Consider the following 16,688-nt stretch of genomic DNA (forward strand, 5'->3'; position numbering starts at 1 on the left):
GGCATGACACCCTGAACGGGTGAGTCCCGTTCAGTCCTCCCCGCCCCGCAATCCCGTCGGCGGTCACGTCCCGGTGGCCGGCGGCCTGCACTCCGTGGGGCTGTCGTACGCCCGCGCGCTGCGGGCGGAGACCGTGCAGGTCTTCGTGGCCAATCCGCGCGGCTGGGCCACCCCGCCCGGGAACCCCAAGCAGGACGAGGCGTTCCGCGCGGCCTGCGCCGAGGAGTCCGTCCCGGCGTACGTGCACGCCCCCTACCTGATCAACTTCGGCTCGCACACCGAGGCGACCGTGGAGCGGTCCGTGGAGTCGCTGCGGCACTCGCTGCGGCGCGGGCGGGAGATCGGCGCGCTGGGCGTGGTGGTGCACACCGGCAGCGCGACCGGCGGGCGGGCCCGGGAGGTGGCGCTGAAGCAGGTGCGCGCGCATCTGCTGCCGCTGCTGGACGAGCTGACCCATGACGACGACCCGTTCCTGCTGCTGGAGTCCACCGCCGGCCAGGGCGCCTCGCTGTGCTCGCGGACCTGGGACTTCGGGCCGTACTTCGAGGCGCTGGACGCCCACCCCAAGCTGGGCGTCTGCCTGGACACCTGCCACATCTTCGCGGCGGGCCACGACCTGACCGGCCCGGCGGGCATGCACCAGACGCTGGACCTGCTGGTGGAGACCGTCGGCGAGGGCCGGCTGAAGCTGATCCACGCCAACGACTCCAAGGACGTGGTCGGCGCGCACAAGGACCGGCACGAGAACATCGGCTCCGGCCACATCGGCGAGGAGCCCTTTCGCGCGCTGATGAACCACCCGGCGACCGCGGGCGTCCCGCTGGTCATCGAGACCCCGGGCGGCAAGGAGGGCCACGCGGCGGACGTGGCCCGGCTCAAGCGCCTCAGGGACGGCTAGGACCTCACAGCTCCGGGCCGTCGCCCGGTTCCTCCTGGTAGGAGTAGCGCTGTTCCTTCCAGGGGTCGCCGATGTTGTGGTAGCCGCGCTCCTCCCAGAAGCCGCGGCGGTCGGCGGTCATGTACTCCACGCCCCGCACCCACTTGGGGCCCTTCCAGGCGTACAGATGGGGCACGATCAGGCGGACCGGGAAGCCGTGCTCGGCGGTGAGCAGCTCGCCGTCCTTGTGGGTGGCGAAGAGGGTGCCCTCGGCGAGGAAGTCCGTCAGGCGCAGGTTGGAGCTGAAGCCGTACTCCGCCCAGACCATCACGTGGGTGACGTCCGGGGCGGGCGGGGCGAGGTCCACGACGGCGCCGGCCGGCACGCCGCCCCACTCCGCGCCGAGCATGCTGAACTTGGTCACGCAGTGCAGGTCGGCCACCACGGTGGTGTACGGCAGCGCCGTGAACTCCTCGTGGGTCCAGCCGTGCTTGTCGCCGTCGGCGGTGGCGCCGAAGACCCGGAAGTCCCAGCGCTCGGGCCGGAACTTGGGGACGGGCCCGTAGTGCGTGACGGGCCAGCCGCGCTGGAGTCGCTGCCCCGGCGGAAGCTCGGACCCTGCCGCCGCTCCAGACTCTCGCTCCACCGGATGACCCATGTGTCCATCCTGACAGACCCCGGACGGTGCCCTCGCCCCACCCTCCCGGAAACGGGCAAAGAGCATCATTTGCGAGCACATTTACTAAGTCCGCACTTACTGGACGATCTTCGCCGCCGATGCAATCATGCGGCGCACACCTCCCCCCGTTCTCCCCGTGTGGAAGGAGCCGCTGCGATGCAGGGCGACCCCGAGGTCATCGAACTGCTCAACGAACAGCTGACCGCCGAGCTCACGGCGATCAACCAGTACTTCCTGCACTCCAAGATCCAGGACCACAAGGGGTGGTCGAAGCTCGCCGAGTACACCCGGCGCGAGTCGTTCGACGAGATGCGGCACGCGGAGATCCTGACCGACCGCATCCTGCTGCTCGACGGGCTGCCGAACTACCAGCGGCTCTCCCACATCGAGGTGGGGCAGACGGTGACCGAGATGTTCCGGGCCGACCGGCAGATCGAGGTCGAGGCGATCGACCGGCTGCGCCGGGGCGTGCAGATCATGCGCGACAAGGACGACATCACATCCGCGAACATCTTCGAGGCGATCCTGGCCGACGAGGAGCACCACATCGACTACCTGGACACCCAGCTGGAACTCGTGGACAAGCTGGGCGAGGCGCTGTACCTGTCGACGGTGATCGAGCAGAGCCAGCCGGATCCCTCGGGGCCGGGCACCGGCGGTTTCTCGAACTGAGCCTAGGCGGCGTCGTCCAGCCGGTCGAGCGACACCGGGGCGCGCTGTTCGATCAGCTCACGGCGGGGGCAGGCGCCCCGGCCGAGCAGGGCCTGGATGCGCCGTACACAGCGGCCGCAGTCCGTGCCGGCCTTGCACGCGGAGGCGATCTGACGCGGTGTGCAGGCGCCGTCCTCCGCATGCTGCCTGACCTCGGCGTCGGTGATGCCGAAGCAGCTGCAGACGTACACGCGGACCCACCTTTCGACGGGATCGTCGATCTTTGCCGTCCCGTTCCCGGTGAGGCAAACCTAACCTTACCCGTCGCTTCGCGACCGCAAAAGAGCGAGGGGCGCGGATCGCATGTGATCCGCGCCCCAGCACAGCTCCGGGAGCCGCCTTACTGGTCCCGGTACATCTCCGCGACCAGGAACGCCAGGTCCAGCGACTGGCTGCGGTTGAGCCGCGGGTCGCAGGCCGTCTCGTAGCGCTGGTGCAGGTCGTCGACGAAGATCTCGTCGCCGCCGCCCACGCACTCGGTGACGTCGTCGCCGGTCAGCTCGACGTGGATGCCGCCCGGGTGGGTGCCGAGCGCCTTGTGCACCTCGAAGAAGCCCTTGACCTCGTCGAGCACGTCGTCGAAGCGGCGGGTCTTGTGACCGGAGGCCGCCTCGAAGGTGTTGCCGTGCATCGGGTCGGTCACCCAGGCCACCGTCGCGCCGGACGCCGTGACCTTCTCCACCAGCTCGGGCAGCCGGTCGCGGATCTTGTCGGCGCCCATGCGGACGATGAAGGTCAGCCGGCCCGGCTCCCGCTCGGGGTCGAGGCGGTCGATGTAGGTCAGCGCCTCCTCGGCCGTGGTGTTCGGGCCGAGCTTGATGCCGATCGGGTTGCGGATCTTCGAGGCGAACTCGATGTGCGCGTGGTCCAGCTGCCGGGTGCGCTCGCCGATCCACACCATGTGCGCGGAGACGTCGTACAGCTTGCCGGTGCGGGAGTCGACCCGGGTCAGGGCGGACTCGTAGTCCAGCAGCAGCGCCTCGTGCGAGGAGAAGAACTCGACGGTCTTGAACTCCTCCGGGTCGGTGCCGCAGGCCCGCATGAAGTTCAGCGCGTTGTCGATCTCGCGGGCCAGCTGCTCGTAGCGCTGGCCGGAGGGCGAGGTCTTCACGAAGTCCTGGTTCCAGGCGTGCACCTGGCGCAGGTCGGCGTAGCCGCCGGTGGTGAAGGCGCGCACCAGGTTCAGCGTGGACGCCGAGGCGTGGTACATCCGCTTGAGCCGCTCGGGGTCCGGGATGCGGCTGGCCTCGGTGAAGTCGAAGCCGTTCACGGAGTCGCCCCGGTACACCGGGAGGGTCACGCCGTCGCGGGTCTCGGTCGGCTTGGAGCGCGGCTTGGAGTACTGCCCGGCGATCCGGCCGACCTTCACCACGGGCACCGAGGCCGCGTAGGTGAGGACGGCGCCCATCTGGAGCAGCGTCTTGAGCTTGGCGCGGATCTGCTCGGCGCCCACGCCGTCGAACGACTCGGCGCAGTCGCCGCCCTGGAGCAGGAACGCCTCGCCCTTGGCGACGGCCGCCATCCGGGCGCGCAGTTGGTCGCACTCGCCGGCGAAGACGAGCGGCGGATACGACTCGAGGTCCGCGATCACTGCGCGCAGAGCCTCGGCGTCGGGGTACTCGGGCTGCTGCGCCGCGGGCAGGTCTCGCCAGGTCGCCTCGGCGGCGACGGCATGGGAATCAGCGTTCACGGTCACCTCGTAAACATTACGGGGTCATGTCCCGAGTTCCACGAGTCGCCCGAAAAGTGAGACGCGACGACTGCTGCGTGGACAGCCGCCGGGTGCGGTAGGGTCGTCCGCATGTTCGCGCTTTCCAACCAGAACTGGTGGTGGACCGCTCATCCGGCGGCCCGCTGATCGCGCGTACCCAGACTTCGCGAAGGCCGCCCGAGGGGCGGCCTTCGGCGTTTTCCGGGTCGTTCCTCTCCTCATCCGACCGAGTAGGAGACCGACCCGTGGACCTGATGGACCTGTTGTCCGACCCCCGCCCCTTCGCCCTGCTGCGCCGCCGTGTCCCCGGCCGCGCCGAGCACCCGGTGGAGGTGCTGATCGGCCCGGTGACCAGCCGGGAGCGGCTCGCCGAGCTGCCGGACGAGGGGCTCGCCCTGGTGCCGTTCCGGCAGATCCGCGAGCGCGGCTTCGACGTCCGTGACGACGGCACCCCGCTGCTGGTGCTGACCCCCGAGGAGTCCTGCGAGATCCCGCTGGAGGAGGCGCTCGCGCAGCTGCCCGGGCACGCGGTGCGGGTCGAGGGCGGCGGCTTCGACGTCGGCGACGAGGAGTACGCCGGGATCGTCGGGCGGGTGCTCGCGGACGAGATCGGCCGGGGCGAGGGCGCGAACTTCGTGATCCGGCGCACGTACGAGGGCACGGTCCCCGGCTTCGGCCGCGCCGACGCGCTGGCGCTGTTCCGGCGGCTGCTGGCCGGCGAGCGGGGCGCGTACTGGACGTTCGTGGTGCACACCGGGGACCGGACGCTGGTCGGGGCGAGCCCCGAGGTGCATGTGCGGATGTCCGGCGGGACGGTCGTGATGAACCCGATCAGCGGGACCTACCGCTATCCCGCCGAGGGGCCGACCCCGGAGCGGCTGCTGGACTTCCTCGCCGACGGCAAGGAGATCGAGGAGCTGTCGATGGTCGTCGACGAGGAGCTGAAGATGATGTGCACCGTCGGCGACATGGGCGGGGTCGTCGTCGGGCCCCGGCTGAAGGAGATGGCGCATCTCGCGCACACCGAGTACGAGCTGCGCGGGAGGTCGTCCCTGGACGCGCGGGAGGTGCTGCGCGAGACCATGTTCGCGGCGACGGTCACCGGGTCGCCGGTGCAGAACGCGTGCCGGGTGATCGAGCGCCACGAGACCGGGGGCCGGGGGTACTACGCCGGTGCGCTGGCCCTGCTCGGCCGGGACGCGGGCGGCGCGCAGACCCTGGACTCCCCCATCCTGATCCGTACCGCCGACGTCGACGCGGCCGGGCGGCTGCGGGTGGGGGTCGGGGCCACGCTGGTGCGCGGTTCCGATCCGGCCGGCGAGGTGGCCGAGACCCACGCGAAGGCGGCGGGCGTGCTGGCGGCCCTCGGGGTGCGCCCCGGCCGGCCGCGCGCGGAGCGGGAGCTGCCCCGGCTGGCCGACGACCCCCGGGTGCGGGCCGCGCTGGACGGGCGGCGGGCCTCGCTCGCCCCGTTCTGGCTGCGGATGCAGCAGCCGGCCGCCGAGGTGACCGGGCACGCCCTGGTGGTGGACGGCGAGGACACCTTCACGGCGATGCTGGCGCATCTGCTGCGTTCGGCGGGGCTGGAGGTGACGGTGCGGCGGTACGACGAGCCGGGACTGCGGGATGCGGTGCTCGCGCACGAGGGCCCGGTGGTGCTGGGCCCGGGTCCCGGCGACCCCGGCGACCTGGCCGACCCGAAGATGCGGTTCCTGCGGGAGCTGACGGCGGTGGTGCTGCGCGAGCACCGGCACGGGGTGCTGGGCGTGTGCCTGGGCCATGAGCTGATCGCGGCGGAGCTGGGCCTGGCGATCGTCCGCAAGGAGGTGCCGTACCAGGGGGCGCAGACGCGGATCGAGCTGTTCGGACGCCCGCAGACGGTCGGCTTCTACAACAGCTTCACGGCCCGCTGCGACGAGGAGACGGCGCGGCAGCTGGCCGCGCGCGGCATCGAGGTGAGCCGGGCGGCGAACGGCGAGGTGCACGCCCTGCGCGGGCCCGGGTACGCCGGTGTGCAGTTCCACCCGGAGTCGGTGCTGACGCTCGACGGGGCGGCGATCGTCGCGGAGCTGCTGGGCCGGCTGCGCGGCGCGAGCGCCGTGTGAGGCGGCCGGTCCCGGGGCCGCGGGCCGTGTGCCGGCCCGCGGCCCCGGGGCGTTCGCCCCGGCTCAGCCGAAGAACACCCCGACCTCGTCGTACAGCTTCGGGTCGACGGTCTTCAGCTTGGCGGTCGCCTCGCTGAGGGGCACGCGCACGACGTCGGTGCCGCGCAGGGCGACCATCTTGCCGAAGTCGCCGTCGTGCACGCAGTCCACGGCGTGCAGCCCGAAGCGGGTGGCGAGCCAGCGGTCGAAGGCGCTGGGGGTGCCGCCGCGCTGGATGTGCCCGAGGACCGTGGTGCGGGCCTCCTTGCCGGTGCGCTTCTCGATCTCCTTGGCCAGCCACTCGCCGACCCCGGACAGCCGGACGTGCCCGAAGGAGTCCAGCGTCTCGTCCTTGAGCACCATCTCGCCGTCCTTCGGCATGGCGCCCTCGGCGACCACCACGATCGGGGCGTACGACGCCTTGAAGCGGGAGGTGATCCAGGCGCACACCTGGTCGAGGTCGAAGCGCTGCTCGGGGATGAGGATGACGTTGGCGCCGCCGGCCAGACCGGAGTGCAGGGCGATCCAGCCGGCGTGTCGGCCCATCACCTCGCAGACCAGGACCCGCATATGGGACTCGGCGGTGGTGTGCAGCCGGTCGATGGCCTCGGTGGCGATGTTGACGGCGGTGTCGAAGCCGAAGGTGTAGTCGGTGGCGGACAGGTCGTTGTCGATGGTCTTGGGCACGCCGACGCAGGGCACGCCGTACTCGCCGGACAGCCGGGCGGCGACCCCGAGGGTGTCCTCGCCGCCGATCGCGATCAGCGCCTCGACCTCCTGCTTGGCCAGGTTGTCCTTGATCCGGCGGATGCCGTCCTCCTCCTTGAGGGGGTTGGTCCGCGAGGAGCCGAGGATGGTGCCGCCGCGGGGCAGGATGCCGCGCACGGCGGGGATGTCGAGACGGACGCTGCGGCCTTCGAGGGGGCCCCGCCAACCGTCCCGGAAGCCCACGAACTCGTAGCCGTACTCCTGCACGCCCTTGCGTACGACGCCCCGGATGACGGCGTTGAGCCCGGGGCAGTCGCCGCCTCCGGTGAGTACTCCGACCCGCATGGAAATGTCCCTTCGCCCGCATTGCCTGACGCTTTGTCACGCTAATGGTGATGCGCGTCACATCGGGAGAGGCGGGACGGGTGAATCGGGAGCATTGCGTCCCGAACCGGACTACCCCGCGTCCAGGCCGCGTTCGATCGCGTACCTCACCAGTTCGACCCGGTTGTGGAGTTGGAGCTTGCCGAGGGTGTTCTGGACGTGGTTCTGCACCGTGCGGTGGGAGATGACGAGGCGTTCGGCGATCTGCTTGTAGCTCAGGCCCTTGGCGACCAGCCGCAGCACCTCCGTCTCCCGCTCGGTCAGCCGGGGTGCGCCCGGCGCGTCGGTGTCGGGCGCGGGCGCCGGTTCGGCGGCCAGGCGCCGGTACTCGCCGAGCACCAGCCCGGCCAGGCCCGGGGTGAACACCGCGTCGCCGGCGGCCGTCCGGCGGACCGCGTCCAGCAGTTCCCCGGTGGAGGCGGACTTCAGCAGGTAACCGGTGGCACCGGACTTCACGGCCTCCAGCACATCGGCGTGCTCCCCGCTCGCGGACAGCACCAGGACGCGCAACGCCGGGTTGTGGGCGACCAGTTCCTTGCACACCTGGACGCCGGGCTTGGCGGGCAGATTGAGGTCGAGGACCAGGACGTCGGGGCCGGCGGCCTTGGCGCGGCGCACGGCCTGCTCGCCGTCGCCCGCGGTGGCGACCACCTCGAAGCCGGACTCGGTCAGGTCCCGGGCGACCGCGTCGCGCCACATGGGGTGGTCGTCCACCACCATGACCCTGATCGGGTCCCGCTGTTGTGTCATCGCTGTTCCGCCTTCTTCTTCCCCCGCGCCGCCACGGCGCCCTTCGGTACCTTCAGTTCGACCTCGGTGCCCTGCCCGGGCACCGAGATCAGCTCGGCGCTGCCGCCGAGGTCGCGCAGTCTGCCCCGGATGGACTGGGCGACGCCGAGCCGCCCTTCGTCCTCGGCCTCGGCGAGCCGGCCCTCGGGGATGCCGGGTCCGTCGTCCCGGACGGTGACCACGATCTCCTCCGGCTCGTCCTCCAGCAGGATCCAGGCCCGCGCCCCCTCGCCCGCGTGCCGCTCCACATTGTCCAGGGCGGCGCCGACCGCCGCGGCCAACTCCCGTGCCGCGGACGGCGGCAGGGGCACCGGGGCGCCGGGCTCGGCCAGGGTCACCCGGTCGCGCGCGAAGGGCGCGAGCAGGGTGCGCAGATCGACCGGGCCCCGCTCCGCCGGTTCCTCGCGGGCCGGGACGGCGCCGTCCGCGGGGATCCGGGCGACGGGCGGCAGTCCGCCGGAGACCAGGGTGCGCAGGGCCACCTCCTGCTCCCCGGCCAGCCGGCCCAGCTCGGCCGCCTCGCCGCCGAGGGCGGTGCCGCGCCGCTTCACCATCGCCAGGACCTGGAGCACGCTGTCGTGGATGTCCCGGGCCAGCCGCTCCCGCTCCCGGGTCGCCGCCTGGATCTCCAGGGCGCGGGCGAGGGTGCGCTCGGAGGCGCGGGCCACCTCCACGACGTAGCCGATGCCGACGGAGGCGATGCAGACGAGGATCAGGCTGTGCAGGGTGTCCTTGGCGACCTGGCCGCGCTCGGCCAGGTTGGCGGCGGCCACCACCACGGAGACGGCGGCGGCCCAACGCCAGCCGCCCTTGACGGCGAAGGCGAGCACCGCGCCGCCGGTCCATATGGTCGGCAACGTGGGGCCGCCCGCGGTCCGCTGGTGGGTGTCGGCGAACGCGGTGAGCAGGATGCCGGCGAGCGCGATGGCCAGGTCGACGGCGAGGAACGTCCTGGTGCAGCTCGCCGCGTTGCGTACCCGGGGCAGGGTGGCCAGCGTCCACACGGCCAGCACGGCGTCGTAACCGACCGCGATCCAGGGGCGGGTGTAGTCCTCGTACGAGGTGACGCAGAGCCCGGCCGCGTACAGCATGGTCAGCACGCGGTACCCGGCGAGCGCCCGCCACAGCGGCAGCTCCACCGACATCCTCAGCACACGCTCGCGCCCGGCCATGTCCCCCCTTTTTTTCCACCGTCCCCCGGCCCCCCGCCGGGCCCCCGCGGCTACCTGCCGCCCGCTTCCTTCCCGGCTTCCTTCTCCGCTTCCCTGGCGTTCTTCTCCGCTTCCTTGGCCGCCTTGGCCGCCTCCGCGATCTGCCGCTTGGCGGCGGTGGCGTACATGTCGACGTACTCCTGGCCGGAGAGCTTCATGATCTCGTACATGACCTCGTCGGTCAGCGCGCGCAGGACGAAGCGGTCGTGTTCCATCCCCTGGTAGCGGCTGAAGTCGAGAGGCTTGCCGATGCGGATGCCGGGGCGCATCAGCTTCGGCATCACCTTGCCGGGCGGCTGGATCTTCTCGGTGTCGATCATGGCCACCGGGATCACCGGGGCGCCGGTCGCGAGCGCCACGCGGGCCAGGCCGCCGGGCTTGCCCCGGTAGAGCCGGCCGTCGGGCGAGCGGGTGCCCTCCGGGTAGATGCCGAACAGCTCACCGCGTTCCAGCACCTCTATACCGCTCTTGATCGCGGCCTCGCCGGCGCCGCGGGCACCCGAGCGGTCCACCGGGAGCTGGCCGACGCCCTTGAAGAACGCGGCGGTCAACCGCCCCTTCACTCCGGGCGTGGTGAAGTACTCGGCCTTCGCGATGAAGGTGACCTTGCGGTCCAGCATCGTCGGCAGGAAGAACGAGTCCGAGAAGGACAGGTGATTGCTGGCCAGGATGGCGGGGCCCTCGGCCGGAATGTTCTCCAGGCCCTCGACCCAGGGCCTGAAGGCGAGCTTCAACGGCCCCCCGATGGCGACCTTCATCGTGCCGTACAACACCCGTGTGCCTCCCGTTTCCGTCGAACAGACCTTAACCCCCGAGGCGCCCGATGGACCCGACGGCCCTGGTCGGTGTCCGTGCGGTCGCGTACGGTGAAGCACATCCGCGAGTTCTCCACGCCCCGGCCGGCCGACGGCGGGGCCCTTCCCCGGAACAGGAGCGTCGAAGGTGCCGGTTCTCCCTGGAGCCGAGCCGTACCGCCACGCAGGCGGGGAGGTGGGCGTCCTCTTCTGTCACGGCTTCACCGGTTCCCCCCAGTCGCTGCGCCCCTGGGCGGAGCACCACGCGGCGCACGGCCTGACCGTCTCGCTGCCCCTGCTGCCCGGCCATGGCACGCGCTGGGAGGACATGCAGCTCACCGGCTGGCAGGACTGGTACGCGGAGGTGGACCGCGAGCTGCGGCTGCTCGCCGAGCGCTGCTCCCGGGTGTTCGTGGCGGGTCTGTCGATGGGCGGGGCCCTCGCGCTGCGGCTGGCCGCGCTGCACGGCGGGCGGATCGACGGCGTGGTCGTCGTCAATCCGGCCAACAAGATCCACGGTCTGTCCGCGTACGCCCTGCCCGTCGCCCGGCACCTGGTGCGCACCACCAAGGGCATCGCCAGCGACATCGCCCTGGGGGGCGCGGCGGAGATCGGCTACGACCGGGTGCCGCTGCACGCGGCGCATTCGCTGCGCCGGTTCCTGCACCGGCTGGACGGTGAGCTGCCGCGGGTCACCCAGCCGTTGCTGCTGCTGCGCAGCGCCCAGGACCATGTGGTCCCGCCGGTCGACTCCGCCCGGGTGCTCGGCCGGATCTCGTCCACGGACGTCCGCGAGATCGTGCTGGAACACAGCTACCACGTCGCGACGTTGGATGTGGACGCGGACCGGATCTTCGAGGAGAGCCTCGGTTTCATCGGCCGGCTCGCACCGAGTCTCGGCGAGGAAGGGACGGCCGCAGTTGGCTGAGCACGAGACCGGTCCCGAGGGCCGCGAGGACCACGAGGGCCGGAGCGAGCCCGACGGGAAGGGCATGCCCTTCGACGAGGACGCCGCCTGGCGGGCCATCGTCGCCGGGTACGGCGAGGAACCGCCGGACCCGCCGGGGGCCAGGCCCTTCAAACCGGTGGAGGACCTGGCGCTGCTGGAGAAGGACGCGCCCGCGGAGCAGGACGCGCCCGGAAAGAAGGACGCGCCGCCCCACAACGAGGGCTCCGGGGAGCAGCGGCCCGCCCGGCCGCTGGGCGGCTCCGTCTCCTTCGCGCCCGGCGTCGGCCCCCGCGACCACCGGCCGCCGAAGCCGTCCGAGGGCGACTTCGACGAGGACGACGAGGGGCACTTCGTACCGCCCGAGCCGCCGCCGCTGCCCACCGCCGACACCACCGCGAAGTTCGCGTGGCTCGGTGTGGTCGGCGGACCCGTCCTGCTCCTGCTGGCGGTGCTGCTCGGCTGGGACATGACCTGGTGGCTGGCGACCGCCGGCATCGGCGGTTTCCTCGGCGGCTTCGCCACGCTGGTGGCGCGGATGCGGACGGACGACGACGAGGACGACGACCCGGGGCGCGGGGCCGTCGTCTAGGGACCGGCGTCCAGGGGGCCGTCCGCCCGTGGCGGTCAGAACCGGCTCAGGAACCGGCCTCGGCCCGCTGGGCGGCCGGGATGCGCAGGGCGGTCAGGACCGGGAGGTGGTCGGTGGCGGCGGCCAGGTCGGCTCGGGTGACACCGGGCTGGTCCAGCGGGACCCCGCAGCCGAGCACCTCGACGCCCTTGGTGGCGAACACCGCGTCGATACGGCGGTGGGGCCCGCCGTGCGTCCAGGTCTCCTCGCCGCCCCAGGGGGCCACGTCGCGGCAGTCCTGGAGGGCGCCGGCGAGCAGCCGGAAGGTGCGGCCCTCGGGGCCCTCGTTCAGATCGCCGCCCACGACGGCGTGCTCCACGCCGAGCTGGTCGAGCCGGTCCAGGAGCAGCCCGCCCTGGGCGTAGCGCTCACGGCCGTCGAGGCTCAGGTGGCAGCTGATCACGCCGAGGCGGGCGCCGCCGAAGCGGACCACCGCGGTGGCCAGACCGCGCCGGTGCAGACCGGGGGTGAGCGGCAGCAGCACGTCCTCGGTGCGCTCCACGGTGGCCCGCAGCGAGCAGAGGACCGCGGGTCCGGCCGCGGTGCCGCCCCCGGTGAGGAGGACCAGCCCGGAGGCCGCGGCCAGCCGGGTGAGCTTCTTGCGCCAGCGGAAGAAGCGGGGCGCCTCCTGGATCAGGACCAGGTCGGGGGCGCAGGCGGTGATCACCCTCGCGAGGGCGTCGGTGTCGTCGCGCAGTGAGCGGATGTTGTAGCTCAGGACGCGGATGACGGCCGAACCGTCGGGTTCGGTGCAGGAGTTGGGGAGCGGCGCCATGTGGATCAATGTACGCCGCGCCCTCGGGCGCGGGCGACCGAGGGCGCCCCGAGGGCGGGGGCCGTGCCGGGACACGGCCCCCGCCGCCGGGCCGGGTGGCTCCTTACATGACCGGGTCGGGCTCACGGGCCAGGTCGGCCGCGCCGACCATGCCCGCCTTGTTGCCCAGCTGCGCGGCGATCACATCGGCGACCGGCCGCCAGTTCCCGCCGACCAGCCACCGCTTGTACGACTTGCGGATCGGGTCGAGCACCAGGTCGCCCTCGTCGGACAGGCCGCCGCCGACGATGAAGGCGGAGGGGTCGAAGAGGGAGGCGAGGTCGGCGAGGCCGGCGCCGGCCCAGCGGGCCAGCTCGCGGTAGGAGTCCACCGCGACCTTGTCGCCCTGCCGGGCGGCCATGGAGATGTGCTTGCCCTCGATGCCGTCCGGGGTGCCGTCGCCGAGCGAGAGCAGCAGTTCGGCCCGCTCGGGGGTGGCGTTGGCGCGCTGCTTGGCGTAGCGGACCAGGGCGCGGCCGGAGGCGTACTGCTCCCAGCAGCCCTGCGAGCCGCAGCCGCACAGCAGGCCGTCCGGCACCATCCGGATGTGGCCGAACTCGGCGGCCACGCCGAAGTGGCCGCGGCGCAGCTTGTTGCCGATGATGATGCCGCCGCCGAGGCCGGTGCCCAGCGTGATGCAGATGACGTTGCGGTGGCCCTTGCCGGCGCCGAACCGGTACTCGCCCCAGGCGGCGGCGTTGGCGTCGTTCTCGACCACGACGGGGAGGCCGGTGCGGGCCTCGACCTTTTCCTTCAGCGGCTCGTTGCGCCAGTCGATGTTGGGCGCGAAGTAGACGGTGGAGCGCTGCCGGTCGACGTAACCGGCCGCACCGATGCCCACGCCGACGATCTCGTGCCCGGCACGCGCGCCCTCCACCGCGGAGGCGATGGCGTCCACGATGGCCTCGGGCGTGGTGGGGGTCGGCACCTTGAAGGTCGAGAGGATGTTGCCTTCCTCGTCGACCACCCCGGCCGCGATCTTTGTGCCGCCGATGTCGACGCCGATGGTGAGTCCCATGAATCCCTCAGTTTCGGTCGAGCCCCGCTACGGCCAACCGTACCCGAGGCCCTTGCGGACGAGGGCTTCAGTCCAGGTCGATGCGCTCCGAGGGCCCGGTGCCCTCGCCCCGGTCGCCGCCGTCGCCCGGCCGGTCCGCGCGCCATTCGTCCGCGAGGCCGGACGTGCCGGAGGTCCAGCGGTGCTCCTGGGCGCGGACGGCGGAGCGGTAGGCGGCGAGCAGTTCGCCGCCCGCGGCCGCGAGGTGGTCGAAGACGTCGGGATTGCGCTCTATGACGGGCTCGACGGCCGCCTTCGCCTGCTGGACGGCCTGCCTGACCATCTGCTGGGCGGCCGGTCCGGCGAGGCCGAGGAGGGGGGACTGGAGGCCGGACAGCTTGTCGGCCACCGTGTCCACGAGCCTCTTCAGCTCCTCGGCGGCGGAGCCGGGCGGCGGGCCGTACGTGGTGCGCCGGCGAGCCTTCTCGGCCTCCAGGTCCTCGGCGCAGGCCGTGGCCCAGGCGTCGGCGTCGCTCACCCGCGGCTCCTCGTGCGGTTCTGCGGGGCGCTCTTCGCTCATGGCGGCCTCCTGACTGCGGTTCGCCCCTACGACGGTACCCGAACGGGCGGCCCCGGTTCACCGTGCCGCGGCGGGCCACAGACCGGGGTCGGGGGCGAAGCGCACCCGCAGCTCGCCCTCGCGCAGCCCGGCCCCGGAGACGGTGCAGCGGCGCAGGGCGGAGGGCAGCGGAACGATCCGGCGGAAGGGGCCGGTGGTGATCACCAGTTCGTCGCCGCGCCGGATCAGGTCGAGTTCCTCCCGTATGGCGCCGGGCAGCGGGATGTGCCAGACCAGCACCCCGTCCTCGGCGATCCGGTCGGCGACGGTCCACTCGACGGGTGGGGTGGCGGGCTCGACGGCGGGGACCGCGAGCGCGGTGAGGTCGTCGGTGCCGCGCGGGTCGCGGCCGAGGTGCGGCACAGGGTGGACGTCGTAGGCGCCCCGCCACTCCTCGACGGCCGCGCGCTGCTGGGCGAGGAGTCCGGCGAGCCAGGAGTCCGGGGCGGCGTCGGGCAGGGTGCGGTTGGCGATCAGTGCCTCGGTGCGCAGTCCGCGCAGGGCGAGGCCCAGGCGGGCGGTGCGCAGCGCGGCGGTGCCGGCCGGGCCGGGCTCGGCGACGAGGCGCACGGCGGTGTGCCGGTCGTTGAGCACGGCTTCGAGGGCGGCGAGTTCGGTGTCCCAGCGGGCGGCCGTCTCGTACAGCCAGTCGGCGGGCATGGGCACGCCGGCCAGCCGGCCGAGGACGGGGCGCAGCGCGCGGGCGGCCTGGCGCTCGGGCGGCAGCAGGCGGCGCAGGTAGCGGCGCAGTTCCTCGGGGAGGGCGAGCAGCGCGAGGGCCTCGGGGAGGGCCGGCAGGTCGACGACGAGGAGGTCGTGGTTCTCGGACAGCGCGGCGTCCCGCAGCGCGCGCAGGAAGGTCAGCTCCTCGGCACCGGGCAGCGGGGTGACCTCCTCGGCGTCCAGCCGTGACGCGCCGAGCAGGTCGAGGACGCTCGCGGCGCGGGCCTGGAAGTCGGCGAGGTCCTGCCGGAAACCGGCGGCGGCGTCCGGGCGCCAGACGGTGAGGCCCGGCCGGACCTCGACGGGCGCGGCACCCGTCTCCGTGCCCAGCACCGCGCCCGGGGTGTCGGTGCGGTCGGCGCTCAGCAGCAACGTCCGGCTGCCCTCCCGGGCGGCCCGCAGCGCGGTCCCGGCGGCGACGGTCGTACGGCCGCTGCCGCCCGGCCCGGTGATCAGGATGGTACGCATGAGGCTGAACCGTAACGGAAAGCCCCCGCGGGGCAGCCGGGGACGGCTCGGTACGGCGGCCCGGGAGCGCGGGGGCGCTCCGCGGCCGCGCGCGTCCCGGGCGCGGCCCCGGGAAAGGTCAGGCCGACTCGACGCGCTTCTTCAGGCCCGCCAGGGCGCGGTCGATGACGACCTTCTCGGCCTTGCGCTTGATCATGCCGAGCATCGGGATCTTGACGTCCACGGTGAGCCGGTAGGTGACCTCCGTGGCGCCCGCGCCCGCCGGCTTCAGCAGGTAGGACCCGTCGAGCGAGCGCAGCATCTGGGACTTCACCAGCGTCCAGGAGACCTCGTTCTCCCCGCTCCAGGTGTACGCCAGCGTCTGGTCGTCCTTGATCGCGCCCGCGTCCATGACGAGCCGCACCTGCTCGGCGCGCCCGCGCTCGTCGGTCTTGAGGACCTCCGCCTCCTTGACCTCGCCGGTCCAGTCCGGGTAGCGCGCGAAGTCGGCGATCACCGCCATGACGTCGGCCGGAGCCGCCTCGATCGTGATGCTCGAACTGGTGTGTTCCGCCATCGCCGTGGCTCCTCCAGATGCGGACCGAAGAGACTCTTGCGTGCGCTCGCTGCGCACGTGTGTGCAGCGTGAAGGCTACCGTGCGTCCGACCTGCCCCCTTCACCCCGTCTCCGGTCGCCGCCCGTCACCACTCCAGAACCCAGGGCCTGCCCGTCGCCGCGAAGTGGCCCACGTTCACGCACTCGGTGGAGCCGACCCGCATCCGCCGTGCCAGCGGCTGGTGAACATGGCCGAAAAGCGCGTAGCGGGGCCGGGTGCGGCGAATGGCGTCCAGCAGCGCCCGGCTCCCCCGTTCGAAGCGGCGCGCGACCGTGTCGTAGACCAGTTCCGGCACTTCCGGGGGGATGTGCGTGCACAGCACGTCGACCTCCCCGACCGCCTCGATCTTCGCGGCGTACTCCTCGTCGTCGATCTCGTACGGCGTCCGCATCGGGGTGCGCAGTCCCCCGCCGACGAAGCCGAAGGTCCGGCCGCCGATCTCCACCCGCTCCCCGTCCAGCACGGTGGTGCCGACCCGGGCGTACTCCCGCCACAGTGGCGGCATGTCGACATTGCCGTAGGTGGCGTACGTCGGTGTGGGGAAGGCGGCGAACAGTTCGGCGTACTGCTTGCGCACCGCCTTCTCGATGGCCGCGTACCGGTCCCCGTCGATGCCGGCCCACAGCCGGGCCCCGAACGCGCGGGCCTCCTCGAAGCGCCGGGCGGTGCGCAGTTCCACGATGCGGTCCGCGTTCTCCTCGCCGAACAGGTCGGGGAAGATGCCGCGCGAGTGATCGGCGTAGTCGAGGAACAGCACGAGGTCACCGAGGCAGATCAGGGCATCGGCACCCTCGCCGGCCCGCGCCAGGTCCCGGGCGTTGCCGTGCACATCACTGACCACGTGGACGCGGGTCCGGGTGCTTCGAGGTGGTGTGGATGCCATGAC

The 16,688-nt window shown here is 72.6% G+C and carries 19 protein-coding genes; 6 read left to right on the forward strand and 13 right to left on the reverse strand.

Annotation, left to right across the window (positions count from 1 at the left end):
* The first annotated feature begins 19 nt into the window (after window positions 1-19).
* Entirely contained in the window at window positions 20-898 is an 879-nt protein-coding gene (locus ACSP97_RS10540) for a deoxyribonuclease IV (protein WP_355323472.1), read from the forward strand.
* 4 nt (window positions 899-902) lie between these two features.
* Here ACSP97_RS10540 and ACSP97_RS10545 read toward each other — a convergent pair whose 3' ends face one another.
* Window positions 903-1,535, reverse strand: coding sequence for a sulfite oxidase-like oxidoreductase (locus tag ACSP97_RS10545; protein WP_070028613.1), 633 nt, complete (start codon window positions 1,533-1,535; stop codon window positions 903-905).
* 177 nt (window positions 1,536-1,712) lie between these two features.
* On the opposite strand from ACSP97_RS10545, the gene bfr reads away from it, so the two are divergent.
* Entirely contained in the window at window positions 1,713-2,228 is a 516-nt protein-coding gene (gene bfr / locus ACSP97_RS10550; RefSeq protein WP_355143899.1) for a bacterioferritin, read from the forward strand.
* A 2-nt stretch (window positions 2,229-2,230) separates the two neighbouring features.
* Here bfr and ACSP97_RS10555 read toward each other — a convergent pair whose 3' ends face one another.
* Window positions 2,231-2,458 carry a (2Fe-2S)-binding protein gene (locus ACSP97_RS10555; protein WP_355143901.1) on the reverse strand — a complete coding sequence of 76 codons (228 nt, stop codon included), beginning with the start codon at window positions 2,456-2,458 and terminating at the stop codon, window positions 2,231-2,233.
* A 149-nt stretch (window positions 2,459-2,607) separates the two neighbouring features.
* A complete protein-coding gene (locus tag ACSP97_RS10560; RefSeq protein WP_070028615.1) occupies window positions 2,608-3,963 on the reverse strand; it encodes a class II 3-deoxy-7-phosphoheptulonate synthase in 1,356 nt (451 codons plus the stop codon).
* A gap of 105 nt (window positions 3,964-4,068) precedes the next feature.
* Between ACSP97_RS10560 and ACSP97_RS10565 the strand changes: the two genes are divergently transcribed.
* On the forward strand, window positions 4,069-4,125 hold the full coding sequence (locus ACSP97_RS10565; protein ID WP_146468532.1) for a trp operon leader peptide: 57 nt from the start codon (window positions 4,069-4,071) through the stop codon (window positions 4,123-4,125).
* Window positions 4,126-4,223: 98 nt separating this feature from the next.
* Window positions 4,224-6,083: an anthranilate synthase family protein gene (locus tag ACSP97_RS10570; RefSeq protein ID WP_355143903.1), complete on the forward strand. Its 1,860-nt coding sequence runs from the start codon at window positions 4,224-4,226 to the stop codon at window positions 6,081-6,083.
* Between the two features lie 63 nt (window positions 6,084-6,146).
* On the opposite strand, the gene ACSP97_RS10575 is transcribed toward ACSP97_RS10570, so the two are convergent.
* From ACSP97_RS10575 to ACSP97_RS10590, 4 genes are all read right to left on the reverse strand, one after another.
* On the reverse strand, window positions 6,147-7,175 hold the full coding sequence (locus ACSP97_RS10575) for a 6-phosphofructokinase (RefSeq protein ID WP_355143905.1): 1,029 nt from the start codon (window positions 7,173-7,175) through the stop codon (window positions 6,147-6,149).
* A gap of 111 nt (window positions 7,176-7,286) precedes the next feature.
* The gene (locus ACSP97_RS10580) at window positions 7,287-7,964 is read right to left on the reverse strand and encodes a response regulator transcription factor (protein WP_355143907.1); all 678 of its coding nucleotides are present in this window, start codon (window positions 7,962-7,964) and stop codon (window positions 7,287-7,289) included.
* Window positions 7,961-9,175 carry a MacS family sensor histidine kinase gene (gene macS / locus ACSP97_RS10585; RefSeq protein WP_355323475.1) on the reverse strand — a complete coding sequence of 405 codons (1,215 nt, stop codon included), beginning with the start codon at window positions 9,173-9,175 and terminating at the stop codon, window positions 7,961-7,963. The genes ACSP97_RS10580 and macS overlap by 4 nt, the downstream gene beginning before the upstream one ends.
* A 50-nt stretch (window positions 9,176-9,225) precedes the next feature.
* Window positions 9,226-9,972 (reverse strand): lysophospholipid acyltransferase family protein, encoded by a 747-nt coding sequence (locus tag ACSP97_RS10590; protein ID WP_355145058.1) that lies wholly within the window; start codon window positions 9,970-9,972, stop codon window positions 9,226-9,228.
* 184 nt (window positions 9,973-10,156) lie between these two features.
* Here ACSP97_RS10590 and ACSP97_RS10595 point away from each other — a divergent pair, with 184 nt between their 5' ends.
* Both ACSP97_RS10595 and ACSP97_RS10600 read left to right on the forward strand, forming a co-directional pair.
* The gene (locus ACSP97_RS10595) at window positions 10,157-10,936 is read left to right on the forward strand and encodes an alpha/beta hydrolase (protein WP_355143911.1); all 780 of its coding nucleotides are present in this window, start codon (window positions 10,157-10,159) and stop codon (window positions 10,934-10,936) included.
* Complete coding sequence (locus tag ACSP97_RS10600; protein WP_358304508.1) at window positions 10,929-11,546, forward strand: hypothetical protein; 618 nt, start codon at window positions 10,929-10,931, stop codon at window positions 11,544-11,546. The genes ACSP97_RS10595 and ACSP97_RS10600 overlap by 8 nt, the downstream gene beginning before the upstream one ends.
* A 46-nt stretch (window positions 11,547-11,592) precedes the next feature.
* Here the strand turns inward: ACSP97_RS10600 and ACSP97_RS10605 are convergent, their stop codons facing one another.
* The 6 genes from ACSP97_RS10605 to ACSP97_RS10630 form a co-directional block, all read right to left on the reverse strand.
* Window positions 11,593-12,360, reverse strand: coding sequence for an endonuclease/exonuclease/phosphatase family protein (locus ACSP97_RS10605; protein ID WP_355143915.1), 768 nt, complete (start codon window positions 12,358-12,360; stop codon window positions 11,593-11,595).
* A 103-nt stretch (window positions 12,361-12,463) separates the two neighbouring features.
* A complete protein-coding gene (locus ACSP97_RS10610) occupies window positions 12,464-13,417 on the reverse strand; it encodes an ROK family glucokinase (RefSeq protein WP_070028623.1) in 954 nt (317 codons plus the stop codon).
* A gap of 67 nt (window positions 13,418-13,484) precedes the next feature.
* Window positions 13,485-13,976, reverse strand: coding sequence for a DUF5304 domain-containing protein (locus ACSP97_RS10615; RefSeq protein WP_355143917.1), 492 nt, complete (start codon window positions 13,974-13,976; stop codon window positions 13,485-13,487).
* A 57-nt stretch (window positions 13,977-14,033) separates the two neighbouring features.
* Entirely contained in the window at window positions 14,034-15,206 is a 1,173-nt protein-coding gene (locus tag ACSP97_RS10620; protein WP_355531639.1) for an ArsA family ATPase, read from the reverse strand.
* Window positions 15,207-15,324: 118 nt separating this feature from the next.
* Window positions 15,325-15,762 (reverse strand): SRPBCC family protein, encoded by a 438-nt coding sequence (locus tag ACSP97_RS10625; protein WP_070028626.1) that lies wholly within the window; start codon window positions 15,760-15,762, stop codon window positions 15,325-15,327.
* 125 nt (window positions 15,763-15,887) lie between these two features.
* Complete coding sequence (locus tag ACSP97_RS10630) at window positions 15,888-16,685, reverse strand: metallophosphoesterase family protein (RefSeq protein WP_440557253.1); 798 nt, start codon at window positions 16,683-16,685, stop codon at window positions 15,888-15,890.
* Window positions 16,686-16,688 lie beyond the last annotated feature (3 nt).

This window comes from Streptomyces sp. SCPE 10, from assembly GCF_051980735.1.
Lineage (GTDB): Bacteria > Actinomycetota > Actinomycetes > Streptomycetales > Streptomycetaceae > Streptomyces > Streptomyces misionensis.